Here is a 17855-nt window from a genome sequence, read left to right on the forward strand (position 1 = left end):
CTACCACGCGGCCATGCCGAACGAGGCCAGCTTCTCCGCCCGCGTCATCGTTTTTCCCTCGATCCGCGCTGCCTGTCCGTTGACCATGACCTCGATCGCGCCGATGTCTGTCGGTGCGAGGTCGGGAGCAAGAAACAAAAGGGCCCCGCCGGTGAGCTGCCCAGAGTTCACTAGGTAGGGGTGATCATGGAGGGCGAGGGCTTCCTTGAGGCCCTCGCGAGCTGACGCGAGAACCCTGTGCCGGTCGAGTACGGGGCGCCGCTCACCCTCTTGGAGCTGAACGCGCGCTTCGGCGAGGTCCAAGCGGATCCCCGGGCCTCGAGCTGCGGCGAGGATGCCGATCATCACCAAGCGATGGGGCTCGCGAAAATTCGCCGCAAAGGCCTCTGGAAATGCGGCGTCGGGAGCCGCCTCGAACGCCAAGACGACACCCTCGTCGGAAGCCCAGCGACCGACCCATCCCGTTCGGCTAAACCGCGCACGGTCCGCGCGGGCTCGCTCGAGGGCAAGCAAAGTTTGCCTTTGGTCGAAGCGGTGGAGCGTGTACCAACCGCCAACCACACCGAGCGCCATGACGACGTTCAAAATCAGGGCACCCTTGACCAAGACGCTTCCACGCATGCCAGACTGTGCGGGGCTCGAGAGCGCCCATGCGGCCACGGCGCACGACAGTCCGCATAGCGCCGCCGCCGTGCCGATCCACGCGGCGCGCTCATCAGACTGTGCGGCACCCGAAAATCGAGTGGGCACCAACAAAAAGCCCGCGAGGACGGCGGGCGCAAGCCACCCCATGAGGGCGAGAGCCAGCCTCCTTCGCTCTGTGGTTTGGACCTCGATCAACGAAAGCTGTTTCGGCGCTTTGCGCCTGAAGATGAAACAGCGCTCGGCCTTTAGCGGGGCGGGCCAAGCCGGCGTACCGCGCGGCCTCAGCCTTTTGTGCCTTCGGCAATGAGCACGCGCACGTCGAGGTGCCTCTGCCCTGCGCGCAAGAGGTCGCTGACCTGGGCCAGGTGTCGTTCCTTGAACGTGGGGGCGTCTTCCGGAGACAGCCGCTGCAAGAGGCCGCGGTATCCCGCGTTGTACACGATCTCCCACCAGGCTTCCGGGTGCGGCAGCGCGAAACCAAAGTCGTACTCTCGCACGGTGGTCGCGGGCATGCCTGCATCCCGAAACAACCCGGTGAACGTCTCGGCGCTGGCGATGCGGAGCCACGGGGCCGGGGGGGTGGGGAACCCGTACTCACGATAAAGCTCCATGAACGCGTCGGTGAACGGGGAGAATGCACCCCAAGCGAACGTGGACGCGATCACCCGCCCTGCCGGGCGCGCCTGGGCCAAGAGGCGGCTCAACGCCTCTTCCATGCGTGAGACGAAAAAGATGCCGAAGCTGCACGTCACGAGGTCGAAGCGTTCGCCGTAAGCCAGCGTATCGAACGTGCCTTGCGCGAAGGACACGTTCGTGAGCCCCTGGGTGCTTGCTTTGTCGCGGGCGCGCGCCAGCATCCCGTGCGACAAGTCGACGCCCAGCACGCGGGCCTCGGGTTCGACCTCGGCCAGGGCCAAGGCCACCTTGCCCGTGCCTGTGGCCAGATCGAGCACCTCCATGCCGGGCCGAAGATCCGCAAGACGCACGATCGCGTGCGCGGTTTTGTCGAACCACGCCGCGGAAGGGTGATCGTAGCCTTCGGCAACGACGTCGAAGGTGGCCTGAATCCGAGCTTCTTCCTCAGTCTGGTCGGAGGGAGGAGGGGTACGCATCCCAGGGAGAATGCCGCGGGCGCGCGGTGGCTGCACGCCTCTTCTGCCACCCCCGCGATTTGTATTGGTTCGTCAGGTGCTGGTCCTGAACGCCCACCCGATGCTGGGCCGATGAGTGTTGCGCGCGCGCGGTCGATAGCAGGGTTCGTCGTGGTGTCCGGGCTCCTTTCGCTCGGCCTCGGGTGCCAGGGCACCGGGGCGGACGAGGCCGAGGATCGGAACGGGGAAGGCGGTGGCGGCCACGGCGGTGGAGGTGGCGATGCGGCCGGGGGCGGTGGGGGCCGCGCGGGCGGCGCTGGGAGCGGTGGAGGCTCGCAGCAAGGCGCCGGCGGCGGAGGAAGCAACGGAACGGGCGGCCTCACGGGCTCGGGAGGCGCGGGGATGGGGAGCGGGGGCGTTACGGGCGCGGGTGGTGCTGCCACGGGGGGCCTGGGCGGCAGTGCGGCCGGAGGGGCCGGGGGAGCCTTGGGAGGCAGTGGGGGCGTCCCAGGGGGCAGTGGAGGAGCTGGAGGAGGTGGGGGCAGTGGCGGCGGGGGTGTCGCTTCGACCTTCCGGTGCACACAGCTGCTCGGGGGCGTTCCTACCGCGGACTGGTTCATCGACGGTGTCTTCGATGGCCATGTCGGTGCGGGCCATTGGGAACTGCAAGGCAGTACGGGGATCAACCACTGGCGCGGCGTCGACGACGAAGTCTGGAAGAGCGCTCCCACGCATCCTTGCGCCCAGGGGTCGGGAAGCCCCGACCGGGTCGTGCTCGTCCCCTGGGGGCACAACGAGGGAGACGCCGCGTACTGGCGCCAAAAAATCGAAGAGGCCATCACCGCGATACGGACCAACCGTCCGTCGGCAAAACAGATCGTAGTGCAACCACCGGTGGGCAGCCCATCGTGCACGGGCAACTATCCCGGCAAGAACTTCAACGCGCTGAAAAGCGCGATCGCGCAAGTCGTGGGGGGAGACGTTGTGGCAGGGCTGACCGTGCAGTTCGACGAGTGCAACGGCTACAAAGGCACATCGGGCGTCCTGATGCCGGAAGCGGCCAAGGTGGTCGCTGGAACACTGGGGAAGCACTACGCCCCGTAGGGGCCATCGTCGCCTGCACAGGAACCGAGACACCGGTGCTCGCTCTGCGCGCGCAGGGGAGCGCCGGTGGTCACGGGCGGCAGCTCAGCGCCTGAATCTCGGCAGCTGACAGTGCGCGCGCAAACACGGAGATCTCGTCGATGCGCCCCGAAAAGCGCTCGCCAACCACGCCCTTGTTCCGGTTCGCGCCCACGAGAATCGGCTCAGGGTCGACGCTGCCGATCCCAAACGGAGTCGGCTGTTGCGCTACCGGTTGGCCGTTCACGTAAACCTCCAGGGACCTGTCAGCGTAAACCCCGGCCACATGAACCCAGCTGCCGAGGGGAACGGGTGCGGGAGTGCTAACGCCCAAAAAGTCCACCGTTATCGTGGGGAATCCGTCCTTGAGGAAAAGTCCGACTGTCTCGACGGCACTGTTCGGCGCGGATTGGGTGATGATGCCCAGATACCCCGGCTGGAGGGCCTCGACGAAGATCCACGCCGACATCGTGACCTGCTGAACCTCTTCGAGCGTTCTCCAGGCGTCGCTGACGCCGAAGCTGAGGTTTTCTGCCCCCGTGAGCTCGAGACTCCGATCGAAGCGACCCTCGTCCCAGGCGATGGGTAAACCTTCGACCATGCCTTCACGTCCAGACACTTCGTCCCGCGCACTTCCATCCAGCTTGAGCCAAAGCACCCGTGCGGGGAGGTTTCCGTTCCCGCCCGGGCACGCGGCCGGCGGCGGGGCTGAACCAGGAGCATCTGCCATGGCCAAAGACACGTCGGTAGCGGGCGAGCCTGCGTCCGGAACTTGTGCTTGGTCTCCCACGTCGAGGGACGGCGTACAGGACGTGAGCGCTCCCTGTAGCGCCCACACGAAGGCCAGGGACAGAGGGTGAACGTGCTTCATCGCCAGACCACCGCCAAGCCCATGGCGGCCAAAACTTCGAGTGTGGGAAGGCGGCCGCTGGGGGCTCCCGAGATTTCTAGAGTATTTCCGCCCCATCGGAAGGCGCGAACGTCGAGGCCGAGCGCCCAGTTCGTCTGTGATCCGAACAGGAAGAGATCCGCGTGCAGCCCACCCTGAAGGGCGAAGTCGGGCGCTTGATCGCGTCGCGTGGTCATGACGTCTTCGCCGCGTGCGATGACCAGGGCCGCAGCCACTCCCGTTTCGACATACACGTGGGCGCGGGGACTTGCCAGCACGCGAAGCGAAGGGGACAGGGCCGCGAAGGCGCGCGACCACGAGGCGGCTGCGTCGGCCGTCAGCTCCGTTCGGGCGGGTGCGTGCGCCCCCAGCTGGAGCCGCACACCCACCCGCTCCCACGAAGGCACGAGCGTGAATCGGCCCCCCAATGAGACGCCCAAGGTTTGCGGCGTGGTGGGACGAACCATGAGGGCCAGCTCGAGGCTCTTTTCACGACGAGCCCGCGGCGCAGCCAACGGGATCGGCGTCACGGGCGCTTGGGGCTCCACAGGCAAACGCAGGCCGGGCGGCATCAGAGGCCCGCGGAGATCGGCTCCCCACGCCGCCAGCACGACGGCTGCCACCCGGGCCCGCTGGGCACAATCGCCCTCCGTGGCCAGGCGCCGCTCGCGCAGGTCCCGATCGCCCGCGGGACCAAGAACCAACCACGTGCCATCCTCGCGATCGGTGAGCTGGACAGCGGCCGCGAAGTCGTCTTGAACCTCACTGAGGGTGGCCAGCTCGGCAAGCACCGCAGCGCGCTCGGGACACGGTGCCGCGGCGACCTGGGCCTGCGCCGTTTGCACCATCAGACTCGCAAGAACCCACAGCACGAGTTTGAATTCACCTCCCGAGACCAGGGACGGAAGGGGGCGGGTGAGAGACGAGGCGCGCGGGCTCGCTGTGCGGATACTTACTCTTGAGGCGCTCGAAGGCGTCCCGCGCGCGCGCCGTCTCACCCTGCGCCGCCCACGCTTGTCCTTGCCCGTAAAGCGCGCGTGCGCACGTCTCCACATCTCGACAGGTCGATGTGACCCGCTCAAAGTCGGTCAATGCCAGCTTCGGCACGTGACGGGCAAGATAAAGTTCAGCCCGCAGGACCAGAAGGCGCGGGTCTTTGGCCGTCAAGTCGCTGTTCTCGAGCTCTCTCGTGGCCCGTGTCCTGTCACCCAGTGCCAAGAGGGCCTCGAGGCGGGCGATGAACGCCTCCGATCGCAGCGGCCCATGCGCCAAGGTAGCCTCCTGTCGTTCCAGCCAGGCAAGGGCGCCTTCGGGATCCCTGTCTTTGCGGAGGCGTCGCCACGCCTCGCCGAGAAGCGCTGCCGCCTCCGGCGGGGGGGGCGTGACGGCGTCCGCGGCGGCGTGTGGCGCGGGTGCCAGGCCAGCAGGGTTTGGGCGACGGAGTGGCTTTTGCGCGTGATGTACGCGCGCCGCGGGGGCGCGATCACGGGAAAGCTCTTGGACCTGGGGGGCGGCGGGCGGTTCGACCCTGGGCGGGTCGGGACGCGCCGTCACCTGCGCGGAGGCGCGACGTGCCTGACGAGGCGCGTGGGCGGCTTGCGAAGCAGGCAGTGGCTCGTCGAGACGGGGCTCGTCCCCGACCCAGGCGTGTACCCATGCCATCAAGCGTGCGCGGGCGACGCCCGCCACCAGCAGCAAGGTTGCTGCCACCATCACGGCCACCCGGCGCAGGGGTCGCGCCGAAGTGCGGCGCCGCATCCCGTACATCAGGCGCCGCTTGACCAAAGCGCGGCGTCCGTCGCTCAAGGTCGGCAGGTCGAGCGAGCTCTTCAGCAGTGCCGCCAATTCGCGATCGGACCCGTCTCGGGCTTCCACCAACCTCGAAGCGGGCTCGACGATGTCCTTGCTCCGTCCCATCTAGCTTTCATCCCCTGCACGCATCAAGAGCTCTTTCAACTTCTGCCTGCCTCTATGCAGACGCACCCACAGGGTCGAGACGCTGCAGCCCAGAAGCGCGGCGGCGTCCTCGCCCGAGTATCCCTCGAGTTCGAAGAGGATGATCGGCAATCGGTAGATCTCCGGCACACGATCGAGGGCGGCCTGCAGCCGGCGGGCGGACTCCCCGTTGGCGAAAAGCTCGGAGGCGGTCTCTGAAACAGGCTCTTGGGGCCTGAGCCAGATGGCTGCCAGGGCCCGCCGAAGACGCTCCTTCACCCGGCGTCGCCGCACGAGCTTCGTCGCGATCGCAAACAACCAGGTGTCCACGCGGCAATCGCCTCGAAACGAACCATATTGTCGCAACGCTACGACGAACACGTCGTGCAGCGTGTCCTCGATCTCGTTCGGGGGAACCCCCAAGCGACGCAGCCATCGCTCGACCGAGAGCGCGAACTGGTCGTAGAGGCCGTCGAGTGCCACGAAGCTCGGATCGGCCTGCCCTTCGGCTTTTCGGTTCTGGACGTAGCTACGCATGCCGGCGGGACTCGCGCACCTCGAGTGTTGGTTACCCGACGGACCGGGACCTTACAGGTGCGATGCGTTTTCTTCGAAGACGCACGTGACGTGCCTTCGCATGACGAATGCGGAAAGGCCGCTGGGGCTCGGGGAACGAACGGGGCTGTGGTGAGCGCCCCTCGAGGCGCAACGAACCGCGCAACGAACTCAAGGAGACGTCATGTTCCCGAACCGAAGTGTCTACGGCAAAGCGAGCGTTCTGCTGCTCCTGGGCGCCTGCCTCGCGATCAGTGTGCAAGGCTGCGGCGCGCCATCTGAGTCCCCTGACGACGAAGACGAGGTCGACAGCGGTGAGATGGATGACGAAGCCGAGGAGGGACAGGGTGGCGGCGCCGCGGATGACGAGGAGCCGTCGGCCGGGGGGGCGGGAGGAGCGGGGGGCACGGGAGGCTCCGTGCAGAGCGCGGGAGGTGGGGGTGGAAAGGCGGGCGCCGGGGGAGGTCTCGGCGGCAGCACCGGCGGCGGTGGCGTACCTGGGGGCGCCGGCGGGATGGGCGGTTTGGGGGAAGGGTCAGGTGGCATGCCGGGAGGCAGCGGCGGTGCGATGGGAGGCAGCGGCGGCGCGATGGGGGGCAGCGGCGGCGCGATGGGGGGCAGCGGCGGCGTGACGGGGGGCAGCGGCGGCGCAATGGGGGGCAGCGGCGGCGTGACGGGAGGCGGTGGACAAGCGGCGGTCGTCAAGATTCAGCCGCTCGGCGATTCGATCACGCAAGGCAAGCGTGATCCCGAGGAAGCGACCTACCGTCGGCCGTTGTGGAAGAAGCTCAAGGCCGCAGGTTACAAGGTCGACTTCGTGGGCACCTTGAACAAGCAGCTCGATGGTCCCCATCTTTACGATGATTACGACCACGACCACGAAGGCCGCTATGGCTGGAAGCTCACGCAGGTTCTGGAAAAGCTCGACGCGTGGCTCGTGTCCTACAAGCCCGACATATCGCTCATCCATCTGGGGACGAACGACCAGGGCTCGAACAATCCCCAGCAGATGATCACGAACATGGGCAAGATCTTCGAAAAGCTTCGGGAAAAGAACCCGAACATCACGATCCTCGTAGCGCAGCTCTTGCGGCCGGGAGCGACAGGCAAGGAGTTCAACATGCTGTTGCCCGCGCTGGTCGCGAGCAAAACCACCACTCAATCGCGCATCATCGTGGTCAACATGGACATCCTCGGAGCGGCCGATACGCGGCAGTACGTGCATCCCAACGCGCAGGGCTCGGAGAAGGTGGCCACGCAGTGGTTCAATACACTGAAGACGGTGCTCCCAAATCCCTGAGGCGGAACCCGATACGGCAGGTTGGGAGCACCCATCGGTTGACGACCGACCAGCGCCTCCCAGAGCCCGAAGTGCGATCGTCGGGTCTTCGAAGGGGCGCTTGTCGGTTGGGAGGCCACGGTGGAAGTTTTGAGCGGCTTCATTCTTGGTGCCCAAGGCGCACACGCATCGTGGGATGTCGCTTTGCCAGATCGCGCAGGGCCTTCAAGCTCGCTGCACTTTGTTGCTGATCGCGCGAGAAGGTGCCTGGTTCCACGTCGTTGTCCCAACCGAATCGGGTGTGGCAGGCATCACCGACCAGCAACACCGGCCCGTCAGGTGTGCGCACCACAAAGGCAGTCGAGCCTGGCGTATGACCCGGCACATGGAGCGCAAAAACCGAAGCGTCGCCCAACACATCCACGGCTGCCAGGTCACCGGGCTGTTGTTCGCGTGAAAACTTCCATGTGCGCAGGGGGGCACGCCCCGCCAAGAGCCGATCGTTGGTGCCCTGCACGAACATGTGCATGAAGGCCCTATCACCGGCTTCGTGGGGCCCCGTGTAGAGGGGGACGTCGTGGGGGATGTCCGGCAATCCCATGATGTGATCGAGATGCAGGTGGGTGACAAACACGGCACGCAAGGGCTGCTCTTGCGCCTGCAACCAGTCCGCCGTGGTCATGTGCACTTTCAGCGCCTCCATGTTCATGGCGGCGGTCACGGGCCACGACAGCGGGGAGTCGTCCGGCTTCAGAATTGCCCGCGCCACGCCGGTATCGATCATGAACAATCCACGCTGCGGGTGGTGCAACACGTGAAAATAGATCTGAATGGCTTCGGGACCTTCGTGCAGATGGCGGGCTCGTTCGTGGTCCAGATTGATGAGGCCGCTCCTGTCCACTTGCCAATCGGCGGACGTGAGGGTTTCGACGCGCACGGGGCCAGGTGTGGCCAGGGTGGATTCAACGGCGGCCAAGCTGGTGGCTTGCCCGTGTCCCGGTGTCTCCGCGGGGTGACTCGTGACGGCGCAAGCGTCGAGGAGCGCCAGGGCCACAGTCCCCAGGAAGGCGGGAAGGGGGCGCAGCGTCGCCGTGTCCTGATGTGTCATCTTTGGCATGTCTTTTTCCTCCAAAGACAGACTCATCCATGCGCATTCGGATGAAAATCCACTAAGATCGGCTACGGCTATCGAAAAATGGATATCTCGTGGGATGACGCCCGCCTTTTTCTCGCGGTTGCCGAGACAGGCAGCTTCAGCGCGGCGGCGCGCAGGACCAAGTTAGGGCAGCCTACGATCAGCCGGCGCATCGCTTTGCTGGAAGAGCAACTGGGAGGGCAGCTGTTCAATCGAACGGCTGAGGGTGCCACGGCAACGGCGCTGGGAGAGCGGCTGGTCCCGGTAGCGGCGCAAATGCACCGATGGGCCGCGGAGTGGCAGAGAATGGCTGCGGGGACTGAAGAGGGCCCAACGGGCCTCGTTCGCATCGCCGCGCCGCCCGGTGTCGCGTGCGACTTCGTCGTCCCCTTTGCAGGGGACGTCCGGCGGCGCTGGCCGAGCTTGCGTATCGAAGCGCTGGCCTCGGTGGAGCATCTCGATCTGTCGCGCGGCGAGGCCGACATGGCCCTGCGGAGCCGCCCGCCCCGGAGCAAAGACCTGACGGTGCTCCATACCCTCACGATCCACTTGGGCGTCTTCGTTGCGCGCAGCTATTGGCACGAGCTGCCCCCACAGCCGCACGCGCAAGACCTACGGTGGATCTGCCCAGGTGGCATCTACGAAAGCCTACCGCCCCGGCCCGCACTCGAAGCTTTGATTCCGGACTTTCGCCCCACGTTTTCGAGCGACAACTACCTCGTGCAACAACAGGCTGTGCTCGCGGGGCTGGGCGCGATGATCCTGCCTCGCGCCTTCGTGAAGGCGCCGCCGCTTTGCGAGCTGGTCGAAATCCCCACCTCGCTTCCGCTGCCCACCGAAACGGGGTATCTGGTGTGGTGGCAGCCAAGAGCGCTCTTCACATTCCCCGTGTGCGGGTGGTCTCCGACATGCTCGTGGAAGCGCTGGATCGGCTCGCACCAGGCTCCGCCCCCCCGTGAGTCCCCGAAAGTGTGTGCTGTTGCGCACAATGTCCCTCTCCCAAAACCGCCATTCGGCAGGCGCGCGGGTGGCAAGAGGCTCGTACGATAAGCGGCCCCATGAACATGTGCGTCCCTGATTCCAAGCCTTTGCTCCTCGTGTGCCTGCTGTGGCTCGCGTTTGCCCCCAGCCCGGCCTTCGCCGAAGAGCGGGTGCGTCTGGGTGACGGTTGGCGTTTCCACCTGGGGGAGGTCGAAGGCGCGACCCGTGCAGAGTTCGACGATCGGGGCTGGAGAACCGTCACCGTTCCTCACGATTGGGCCATCGAAGACCTCGACGTGGCCAAGACCCTGAAGCTCGAGACCCTCACGCCTCCTCCCAAAGAGCCCCGCGTCATTTCAGGTCCTTTCGACTCGTGGTCGCCGGGCGGCCGATCGGAGGCCTACACGCGGGGCGGAACGGGCCTTTATCGCAAGTCGTTCAAGGTCCCCGCGAATTGGAAAAACAAGCGCGTGCTCGTGCAATTCGACGGCGTCTACATGAACGCCGACGTGTGGGTCAATGGTCATCATCTGGGGCGCCATCCTTATGGCTACACCAGCTTCCATCACGATCTCACGCCCCACCTGGAAGCCGCGGGCAAGAGCAACGTTTTGGTGGTGCGCGCCCAGAGCCTTCAACCGAACAGCCGGTGGTACGCCGGTGCCGGCCTCTACAGACACGTATGGCTCTTGGCCTTCGACCCCGTTGCGATCGCCCCGTGGGGAACCTCCCTCACGACCCCCACGGTCTCCCGCGATTGGGCCGAGGTGGCCGTCATGACCGAGCTCGAAAACCATACGGGACAGCGGACCGACGTGGCCGTGGAGACCGAGCTTTTCGATCCAACGGGCACGTCCGTGAGCCGGGCGTCGACCCTCCACCGCGTTGGAACCGAGCTCAGTTATCCCTCGCGGCATCGCCATCGCCTGTCCTTGCCGCGGCTGTGGTCGCCCGGTGACCCCGCGCTTTACACCGCGGTCACGACCCTTCGCCAGGGCGGTCGCGTCGTCGATCGGCAAAAGACACGCTTCGGGATCCGGTCCATCGAGTTCGATGAAGCCAAGGGCTTTTTGCTCAACGGGACGCCCCTCCTCCTCAAGGGCGCCAACGTCCACCACGATAACGGCGCCCTGGGAGCCGCCGCCTACGACCGTGCCGAACGCCGCAAGATCGAGCTATTGAAGGCTTCCGGATTCAATGCCGTGCGCCTCTCCCACAACCCTCCCTCCCAGGCGCTTCTCGACGCGTGCGATGAGCTGGGGCTCTTGGTGATCGCAGAGTTTTTCGACTACTGGGATCGCCCCAAGAGCGCAAAGAGCCACCACGATGCCTTCGCCGCGACGTGGGAGGCCGACGTCACGAGCATGATCCGCCGGGATCGGAACCACCCTTCCATCATCTTGTGGAGTGTCGGCAACGAGATCCTCGAACAGCACCTGGACCACGGCGCAAAGTGGGCTCACCGGCTGTCCGAGACAACCCGGGCGCTGGACCCCTCGAGGCCCGTGACCGCGTCTTTGTGCCGCATCATCGGCTCGAACGTGGATTGGCCTTCGCGCGAACCCTTCATCTCTGCTCTCGACGTCTCCGGCTACAACTACATGCTGGAGTTCTACGCGGAGAGCCACAAGCGGGACCCGTTCCGAATCTTGATGTCCGCGGAATCGCGGGGGCGGGAGATCTTCGACTACTGGATGGCCGTCGAGGATCATCCTGCCGTGGTGGGCGATTTCGTGTGGACGGGCATCGACTACCTGGGAGAGCCGTCGATCGGTTGGCTCGGGTACAAGGAACGCAACAAATATCCCTGGACGCTCGCCTACTCGGGTGATCTCGATATTTGCGGGTTCAAGCGCGCGGGGGGCCTACTACCGCAACGTGGTATGGGGCGATGAAGGCGTGTACGCGGTGGTCCGGTCTCCCGACCCGCTCGCCAAGTTCGGTGAGCCGGAGGCTGGAAAGTGGGGGTATCCCGACGCGGAGATGAACTGGACGTGGCCGGGGCATGAGGGAAAACCCGTGACGGTCACCGCCTTCACCCGGGCCGATACGGTTCGCCTGCGCGTCAACGATCGCGACTATGGGGTGAAGTCGGTAGGCCGCGACACCAAATTCATGGCCGTCTGGGAAGGCGTGTCGTACGAGCCCGGCGTTTTGACGGTCACGGCGTACAAGGGGCCCATCGAGGCTTCGCAGTGGACGCTGAGGACCGCCGGGCCGGCAAAGACACTGCGTTTGGTGGCCGATCGCACGAAACTTGCCGCGGACGGCCAGGATCTCGCCTTCGTGACCGTGGAGGTGGTGGATGAAGCTTCGATGCGCCATCCGAGCGCAGCCGTGCCCGTGCGGCTCGAGGTGCTGGGGCCTGGCACCTTGATTGGATTTGGCTCTGGCAACCCGAAGAGCGCGGAGAGCTTCCAGCAACCGGTGCGTAGCACTTTCGAGGGGCGGGCCCTGGCTGTGGTCCGCACGACCTCCAAGCCGGGCACCGTCCGCATCCGCGCGAGCGCTGAAGGCCTGGCTCCTGCGGAGCTCACGCTCGAGACCAAGGTCGATTCGACGAAACGCTGAGCGTTGGCCCGTGCGCTCGTGTCGTGGTGAACGCACAGGGCTCTCCGTGACTTAGACGTTCGTCAGTTAGCCATCCGCTTGCTTCGTCGCTAGATTCGATCCTTGCGCTACAGGCCGACTTGACTGTCTGGTCCCGTTGGCGGCGAGGAGCACGATGTACCGAAGAAGTTCCAGGGGTAACGTCAGCTTGCGCGTGGGCTTGTCCTGCGTGTTGTGGGTGGCCGCCTGTTCGGGCTCCATCGGGGATTCCGATGAGCCCTCGGCTCCCGATGAAGCCGGGGGCCGCGCGGGTTCCTCGGGAGGCACGGGTCAGCCCGGATCCGGCGGCGGTGGGGGCCGGTCCCCGGCCGGCGGTACAGGGGGATCGATCGTGCTGCCGTCCTGCACGCAGGCTCCGAACGCCTGGCCCGCGCTGCGGCGGCTCAGTACAGACGAGCTGGCGAACACCCTGCGCGACCTGCTGGCGCTGCCGGATCGGCCGGCTCTCGAGCTGCCGGCCGACGACCAGCGCGAGGGCTTCGCCAACGACGCTGAATTGCTGCGCGCGTCCGCCGCGTTCGTGAGTTCCTTCGAGCTCTCAATCTCGGGCCTCGCCGAAAAAGCCGTGACCCAGAGAAGCCGGTATCTGAATTGCCCTGTCGGTAAGGAAGACGCGGCCTGCGTGCGGGGCTTCGTGGAGTCGTTCGGCAAGCGCGCGTTTCGGCGTCCTCTGTCCACGGCGGAGGTGAACGCGTTCACTGGTTTCTTTACCAAAACGAAAAACGAAATCGATGCGGAGGCGGCCCTTTCGCTCACGCTCTCGGCGTTTCTCCAATCTCCTGAGTTCGTCTACCGCAACGAAGCCGGAGACAAGCTCGACGGCTACCAGCTGGCGTCGCGGCTTTCGTACAGCCTCTGGCAGTCGATGCCGGATGACGAGCTCTTCGCGAAGGCCGACGATGGGTCTCTCGAGGATCCGGCGGTCCTCCGGCAGCAAGCGCTGCGCATGCTCGAGGACGGCAAAACGCGTGCGGGCCTGTCGGCCTTTCACCGCCAGTGGCTCTCGCTCGACCGCGTCGACACGAAGACGAAAGACTCCGCGCTCTTTCCCTCGTGGACGCCCGCTCTGGCCGAAGCCGCCCGCGAAGAATCCGAACGTTTCGCGGCCCACGTGCTCTTCGACAAGGGCGGCTCGTTTCGCGATCTCATGACGAGCCGTACGGCCTTCGTCAAAGGGGAGCTTGCGGCCCTCTATGGGCTGCCGTCCGGGGGCGCCGATTGGCAAGAGGTCGAGCTGCCGGCCAGCGAGCGCGCGGGCATCCTCACCCGTGTGGCCTTCCAGGCCGGTCGGGGCCATTCGCTGAATGGGTCACCGATCCTGAGGGGCATCTCGGTCATGGAGCGGGTGGTCTGTGAGCCCGTGCCGAAGGCTCTCGACAACGTTGACACGAGCAACCCCGCCGAGAACAACAGTTCCAACAAGACGAACCGGCAGCTCTTCGAGGAGCGCACCGCGCCGCAACTCTGCCAAAACTGCCACAGCACGATCGATCCCTTCGGCTTCGCCTTCGAGGCCTACGATACGGCGGGTCAGTACCGCCGTGAGGAGAAAGGCCAGGTCATCGATGTCTCTGGCACGATCAAGGGTACGGATGTCGAGGGGCCGTACGATGGGCCCGTTGCCTTCGTGGAGAAGCTTGCGGGCAGCGCGCAAGCCCAGCGCTGCTACGCCGGCCACTGGTACCAGTTTCTGTCGGGACGTCCTCTGACCGACGCCGATGAGTGCCGAAAAGACGGCCTCGGCAAGGCTTCCGCAGAAGGGATGTCCGTGCTCGATTTGCTCGATGTCATCGTATCGAGCCCTGAGTTTACGTCGCCGGGAAGGACCGCCCCATGAGCTCGATCATCAAGCCGAAGTTGTCGCGTCGCGCGCTCGTCTCGGGGCTTGCCCTCGGGGGCGCGGTGCCTTACCTACCCTCCCTGTCGCGAAGGGCGGAAGCGGCGGTTCCCAAGCGGCTGCTGGTCTTTTTCACGAGCCACGGGAACCCCTACACGCAATGGAAAATGCGTCCGGGTGCCAAACCCGACAAGGCGGATTGGGTGGCCGATCTCGGCGGGCTTGCACAAAACGAATTCAGTGACGTGTATGCGCCGCTGTGGGCCCATCGCAAAAAGCTGCTGATCTTCGACTGCCTCTCGAATGCAGTGAACGTGGCACAAGCGGAGCCGAAGGGGCATTTCGGCGGCCCGTCGACGATTCTCACGTCAGCCGATTACGGCTCTGCGGATGGCCGCCAAGCGGGCGGCCCTTCCATCGACCAGATCATTGCGAAGGCGGTGTCAAAGGTCGGCCAGCTCAAGTCCATCGAGCTTGGAAACAACCCGATCGCCGTTTGGCAGGGCAAAAACGCGAAGCTTCCGACGGAGACGGATCCTGCCAAGGCCTTCTCGCGGCTTTTCCCCACGGGCTCCGGGGGCGGCATGGGATCTGGAGGCGGCGCAGACACGAGCCGGGCGGCCAAGCTGCAAGCCGGCCGGGCCTCGGTGCTCGATTTCGTTTCGCCGCGCTACGAGTCGATGTTCAAGACGTTCGATCGCGCTGATGCGGCCAAGGTGCAGGCGCATCGGGACCTCATCCGGGATCTCGAGCTGCAGCTTGCGGTCAAGCGCGAGACCATCTCGTGCAACGATCTGCCGAACGTCAACGGGGGCGGGAACGCCAACGACAGGGTGGACGCTTACGGACGGCTCGTGGCTGCGGCCTTTGCGTGTGACGTGACCCGCGTGGCGAGCATCCAGATGTCCCAACTTGCGCCGAGCGAGTTCGGCGCCACGGGTATATCCGACGTTCATCAAGACGTCGCCCATCACGAGACGAACCCCGGCCGCCTTGCCAACATGGCGAAGTTTTACCGCAAGCACGCGGAGCACTTCGCGACCCTCATGGGTCACCTCGACGCCGTGCCGGAGGCTGACGGCACCACCCTTCTCGACAACACCATCGTGCTCTGGGTCCAGGAGTGCGGCGCGTGGATTCACCAAACGGGTCACCTGGCCGTTGTGGTGGGCGGGGGGGGGCTTTCAAATGGGCCGCTACTTCCACTGGGGTAGCCAGCCCGACCTGCTCAACGTCAACGGCGACAACGTGGGCTTCAAGTACAACAACTACTCACCGCCCATCAGCCGGCTCTTCGTGTCCATCGCGCAGAAGATGGGCATGAACATCAACCAGATCGGTGAGAAGGTCATGGCGCGCGGCTTGGACCTGCGCGGGCCCTTGCCCGGTTTGACCTGAGCTTCGTCCTTATGGCATCACCGTCATCGGCACCAAGCGTTTGACAGCCTTTGCGTTGCCGCTGACCTCACCGTCGAGCACGGTCACGGGCACGGGCGGTGTCAGCTGGAAGCGATAGCCCTTGTAGTCACTTTCGAGGGCCACTTGTTGGCCCTGGTACTCGAGCCGCCGAACGTAGTCCTCCGGCGCAAGGCCATGGCGCACGTGCGTCCTGTGCCGCACGAGGAAGCCCGCCAGGCGCAGGGCCAGGTGGTTGTGCAGGCGGTGACAGCCGCTGCTCTCTCCGCGTTTGACGGAGCGGTACGCCGGCGTGCCGTGGGTTCGAATGCGGTGATCCATCAGCTGCGGTTCACCGCTTTCGTTTTCGCCTTCGATCTGGTGGTGCACGATGGCCACGAGTCCATAGGCGGCGCGATAACCGGGGCCAATGATCTCCGTCTTCGGCTCCCAGCTGTCTCCCCTTTTGACCAGCAGTTTGCGCGTGGGCATGCCCGGTGAGGGGTGCCAGGTTGGGGTGGCGAGAACCTCGGGCCAAAGGGCCTCTCCGGTCACTGACTCCTTGTACTTTAGCGCCATCGTACCGTCGGACTTCTGAATGGTCTTCCATCCTCCGATTGTGGTGGGCCATCGGGCAAGAGCCACTTGCCCTTTTCCCACGCGCACGTAGAGGGTGAGAGTGGGCCGATCGCTCACGGGGGGGCGCCACTTCTTCTTGCCATCCTTGTCGAGTTTCGGACGTGCCAGCACCACATCACCCCGATCGATTTCCGCGCGCAGATCCATGTGCTGACCGTGGTAGGCGGGCCGCGGCGGCAAGCGCAACGCGACCACGGGGGGCAGCGGCGCCGGTCCCCGACGCGGCGGCTTGCGCGCTGCCTTTCGCGAGGACGGTAGAGGGGACGGCGCCGCGAGCGTGCTTGCGGACACGGCATCCGGAGAGGTGAAACCGAGCGCCGCGGCGGCCGTGTGAGTGGCCGCGGCGACGAGATCCGGTGCCGCAGTGACGTTGGGGCCCGTTTCCCCCGGGGCGTTTGGCGAGGGGCCCTGGGCAGGCGGGGCTCCCTGCGGCGGGGTGGAGGTGGTTCGCATGGGCAGCGGCTGAAATTCCGGGCTGTCCAGCAGGCGTCCTTGCACCTCTGCCAATACGCCCAGGGCGGAGCCATCCTCGAGCAGGCCTGTGGCGTCCACGACACGTTCGCGCAGAGCGCGCAGGAGCGCGCGAAAGTCATGCTCACGGCTGTCGCCCCGCAGTGTGGACCGGGTGTCGAGATCGATTCGCCCGCTATCGGCCAACATGTGCAGCCGCTGGTAGACGTGCAGTCCCTCGACCGTACGACGGTCCATGCGTCCCCGTGTCGCCTTTCGGTGCAGCAGATCCTCGCAGCGAAGATGAGCCTGCATTGCGACCACAGCCCGCGTCTCGAGAGCCGTCAAGGATCGGGGCGATATCGTTCGCCCGGTGAGGATCATGGGCGTTTCAGAGACTGTCGCGGGATCGGGATTGGGTACCTTTTCCGGCTCTTCAGGGGGAATCACATTCTTCGGTGAGAGCTCTTCCAGCACGGCGTCTTTCACCCGATCGTGGCAGGCGTGGCGTTTGCGATCGGCCAGGCGCCGGCGCAGCACGTTGAGGCTGGGTGAGATGCCGAACGCCTCGAAGGTGCGGTCCTCGCGGGCGCGTGCGTACGCGCTGCCGCTGCGCAGCCGGCCGTTTGCCAGGTCGATGAGGTACGGTCGCAGCGGCTGAGGCGTTTCGGGCGCCTCCGAAAAGACGTGCGGAAGCCACTCGTCGGAAAGATCGACGAGGGTCAACCCGTCTCTTTGCGCCGCTTCAGGCGTCGTGGGTCCCACGACACGTCCGGCTTCCACGATGACGATCGGCGCTGGCGCCGCGGGTGGGGCCGACGGGGCGGCGTTGAGCCCCCGCCCGCCTCCGAACCCCATCCCGCTCGTTATCACGGCCACCACGCCTACCCGCAAGGCACGGCCGCATCCAGATTGCCTGCTGGCCGGACGCCGTGGACACTTCTCCAGCATGACGATCGATCGTAAGCGTTCGGTCATCGCGGTTCAAGCAGGAGTCGCTCGGGGCGCCGCGATTGTAGCTTCGGCCATGGCGCAGTCAGACCAAGTTCGGCCGGCCTTTTGGCGCTGCTTCCGTGCCTCGTGAGAGGCGCGCCGGCATCGCGGACCGCACGTGAGGCGCTCACAGATCTGGGCATCTGCGCACTTGCGTCGCCGCGGCGGCCGGGAAGGGGGCCGTGTGTCACCTGTCCCAGATGCGGCAGTGCCGCTCCCAGCGGCCAAAGGCCAGGGCAGACCGGGTCGCGTCAGGCGTGCAGGAAGCAGCCTTATGCCGTGGTTGGGGTGCATCCATT

Annotated in this window: 16 protein-coding genes; 8 read left to right on the top strand and 8 right to left on the bottom strand. The window is 65.8% G+C overall.

Features of this window, described 5'->3' with window-relative positions:
- Together KA712_01245 and KA712_01250 are read right to left on the bottom strand one after the other, a co-directional pair.
- Positions 1 to 792: a hypothetical protein gene (locus KA712_01245; protein MCG5051560.1), complete on the bottom strand. Its 792-nt coding sequence runs from the start codon at positions 790 to 792 to the stop codon at positions 1 to 3.
- Positions 793 to 926: 134 nt separating this feature from the next.
- Positions 927 to 1757, bottom strand: a complete 831-nt coding sequence (locus tag KA712_01250) for a class I SAM-dependent methyltransferase (protein ID MCG5051561.1) — start codon at positions 1755 to 1757, stop codon at positions 927 to 929.
- A gap of 111 nt (positions 1758 to 1868) precedes the next feature.
- Here KA712_01250 and KA712_01255 point away from each other — a divergent pair, with 111 nt between their 5' ends.
- Entirely contained in the window at positions 1869 to 2840 is a 972-nt protein-coding gene (locus KA712_01255) for a hypothetical protein (GenBank protein MCG5051562.1), read from the top strand.
- 70 nt (positions 2841 to 2910) lie between these two features.
- On the opposite strand, the gene KA712_01260 is transcribed toward KA712_01255, so the two are convergent.
- The 4 genes from KA712_01260 to KA712_01275 are packed head-to-tail and all read right to left on the bottom strand — an operon-like array spanning position 2911 to position 6219.
- A complete protein-coding gene (locus KA712_01260; protein ID MCG5051563.1) occupies positions 2911 to 3729 on the bottom strand; it encodes a LamG domain-containing protein in 819 nt (272 codons plus the stop codon).
- The gene (locus KA712_01265; protein MCG5051564.1) at positions 3726 to 4619 is read right to left on the bottom strand and encodes a hypothetical protein; all 894 of its coding nucleotides are present in this window, start codon (positions 4617 to 4619) and stop codon (positions 3726 to 3728) included. The genes KA712_01260 and KA712_01265 overlap by 4 nt, the downstream gene beginning before the upstream one ends.
- A gap of 10 nt (positions 4620 to 4629) precedes the next feature.
- Complete coding sequence (locus tag KA712_01270; protein ID MCG5051565.1) at positions 4630 to 5664, bottom strand: tetratricopeptide repeat protein; 1035 nt, start codon at positions 5662 to 5664, stop codon at positions 4630 to 4632.
- Positions 5665 to 6219, bottom strand: coding sequence for an RNA polymerase sigma factor (locus KA712_01275; protein ID MCG5051566.1), 555 nt, complete (start codon positions 6217 to 6219; stop codon positions 5665 to 5667).
- A gap of 202 nt (positions 6220 to 6421) precedes the next feature.
- Here KA712_01275 and KA712_01280 point away from each other — a divergent pair, with 202 nt between their 5' ends.
- The gene (locus KA712_01280) at positions 6422 to 7537 is read left to right on the top strand and encodes an SGNH/GDSL hydrolase family protein (GenBank protein ID MCG5051567.1); all 1116 of its coding nucleotides are present in this window, start codon (positions 6422 to 6424) and stop codon (positions 7535 to 7537) included.
- Between the two features lie 139 nt (positions 7538 to 7676).
- Here KA712_01280 and KA712_01285 read toward each other — a convergent pair whose 3' ends face one another.
- Positions 7677 to 8624 carry an MBL fold metallo-hydrolase gene (locus tag KA712_01285; protein MCG5051568.1) on the bottom strand — a complete coding sequence of 316 codons (948 nt, stop codon included), beginning with the start codon at positions 8622 to 8624 and terminating at the stop codon, positions 7677 to 7679.
- Between the two features lie 87 nt (positions 8625 to 8711).
- On the opposite strand from KA712_01285, the gene KA712_01290 reads away from it, so the two are divergent.
- The 6 genes from KA712_01290 (at position 8712) to KA712_01315 (ending at position 15477) form a co-directional block, all read left to right on the top strand.
- On the top strand, positions 8712 to 9701 hold the full coding sequence (locus KA712_01290) for a LysR family transcriptional regulator (protein ID MCG5051569.1): 990 nt from the start codon (positions 8712 to 8714) through the stop codon (positions 9699 to 9701).
- An 8-nt stretch (positions 9702 to 9709) separates the two neighbouring features.
- Positions 9710 to 11527, top strand: coding sequence for a hypothetical protein (locus KA712_01295; protein ID MCG5051570.1), 1818 nt, complete (start codon positions 9710 to 9712; stop codon positions 11525 to 11527).
- Positions 11511 to 12203: a DUF4982 domain-containing protein gene (locus tag KA712_01300; protein MCG5051571.1), complete on the top strand. Its 693-nt coding sequence runs from the start codon at positions 11511 to 11513 to the stop codon at positions 12201 to 12203. Before KA712_01295 ends, KA712_01300 begins: the two co-directional genes overlap by 17 nt.
- A 154-nt stretch (positions 12204 to 12357) precedes the next feature.
- Positions 12358 to 14079 carry a DUF1592 domain-containing protein gene (locus KA712_01305; GenBank protein ID MCG5051572.1) on the top strand — a complete coding sequence of 574 codons (1722 nt, stop codon included), beginning with the start codon at positions 12358 to 12360 and terminating at the stop codon, positions 14077 to 14079.
- Positions 14076 to 15293, top strand: coding sequence for a DUF1552 domain-containing protein (locus KA712_01310; protein ID MCG5051573.1), 1218 nt, complete (start codon positions 14076 to 14078; stop codon positions 15291 to 15293). The genes KA712_01305 and KA712_01310 overlap by 4 nt, the downstream gene beginning before the upstream one ends.
- Positions 15268 to 15477, top strand: a complete 210-nt coding sequence (locus KA712_01315; GenBank protein MCG5051574.1) for a hypothetical protein — start codon at positions 15268 to 15270, stop codon at positions 15475 to 15477. Before KA712_01310 ends, KA712_01315 begins: the two co-directional genes overlap by 26 nt.
- Positions 15478 to 15486: 9 nt before the next feature.
- Here the strand turns inward: KA712_01315 and KA712_01320 are convergent, their stop codons facing one another.
- A complete protein-coding gene (locus KA712_01320; protein MCG5051575.1) occupies positions 15487 to 17436 on the bottom strand; it encodes a hypothetical protein in 1950 nt (649 codons plus the stop codon).
- Positions 17437 to 17855 lie beyond the last annotated feature (419 nt).

It is taken from the genome of Myxococcales bacterium (assembly GCA_022184915.1).
Taxonomy (GTDB): domain Bacteria; phylum Myxococcota_A; class Polyangia; order Fen-1088; family Fen-1088; genus JAGTJU01.

Excerpts from the sequence above, each read along its gene's own strand:
- KA712_01245 (MCG5051560.1), bottom strand. The coding sequence starts at position 792 with ATGGGGTGGCTTGCGCCCGCCGTCCTCGCGGGCTTTTTGTTGGTGCCC.
- KA712_01250 (MCG5051561.1), bottom strand. The coding sequence starts at position 1,757 with ATGCGTACCCCTCCTCCCTCCGACCAGACTGAGGAAGAAGCTCGGATT.
- KA712_01255 (MCG5051562.1), top strand. The coding sequence starts at position 1,869 with ATGAGTGTTGCGCGCGCGCGGTCGATAGCAGGGTTCGTCGTGGTGTCC.
- KA712_01260 (MCG5051563.1), bottom strand. The coding sequence starts at position 3,729 with ATGAAGCACGTTCACCCTCTGTCCCTGGCCTTCGTGTGGGCGCTACAG.
- KA712_01270 (MCG5051565.1), bottom strand. The coding sequence starts at position 5,664 with ATGGGACGGAGCAAGGACATCGTCGAGCCCGCTTCGAGGTTGGTGGAA.
- KA712_01275 (MCG5051566.1), bottom strand. The coding sequence starts at position 6,219 with ATGCGTAGCTACGTCCAGAACCGAAAAGCCGAAGGGCAGGCCGATCCG.
- KA712_01280 (MCG5051567.1), top strand. The coding sequence starts at position 6,422 with ATGTTCCCGAACCGAAGTGTCTACGGCAAAGCGAGCGTTCTGCTGCTC.
- KA712_01285 (MCG5051568.1), bottom strand. The coding sequence starts at position 8,624 with ATGACACATCAGGACACGGCGACGCTGCGCCCCCTTCCCGCCTTCCTG.
- KA712_01290 (MCG5051569.1), top strand. The coding sequence starts at position 8,712 with ATGGATATCTCGTGGGATGACGCCCGCCTTTTTCTCGCGGTTGCCGAG.
- KA712_01295 (MCG5051570.1), top strand. The coding sequence starts at position 9,710 with ATGAACATGTGCGTCCCTGATTCCAAGCCTTTGCTCCTCGTGTGCCTG.
- KA712_01305 (MCG5051572.1), top strand. The coding sequence starts at position 12,358 with ATGTACCGAAGAAGTTCCAGGGGTAACGTCAGCTTGCGCGTGGGCTTG.
- KA712_01310 (MCG5051573.1), top strand. The coding sequence starts at position 14,076 with ATGAGCTCGATCATCAAGCCGAAGTTGTCGCGTCGCGCGCTCGTCTCG.
- KA712_01315 (MCG5051574.1), top strand. The coding sequence starts at position 15,268 with ATGGGCCGCTACTTCCACTGGGGTAGCCAGCCCGACCTGCTCAACGTC.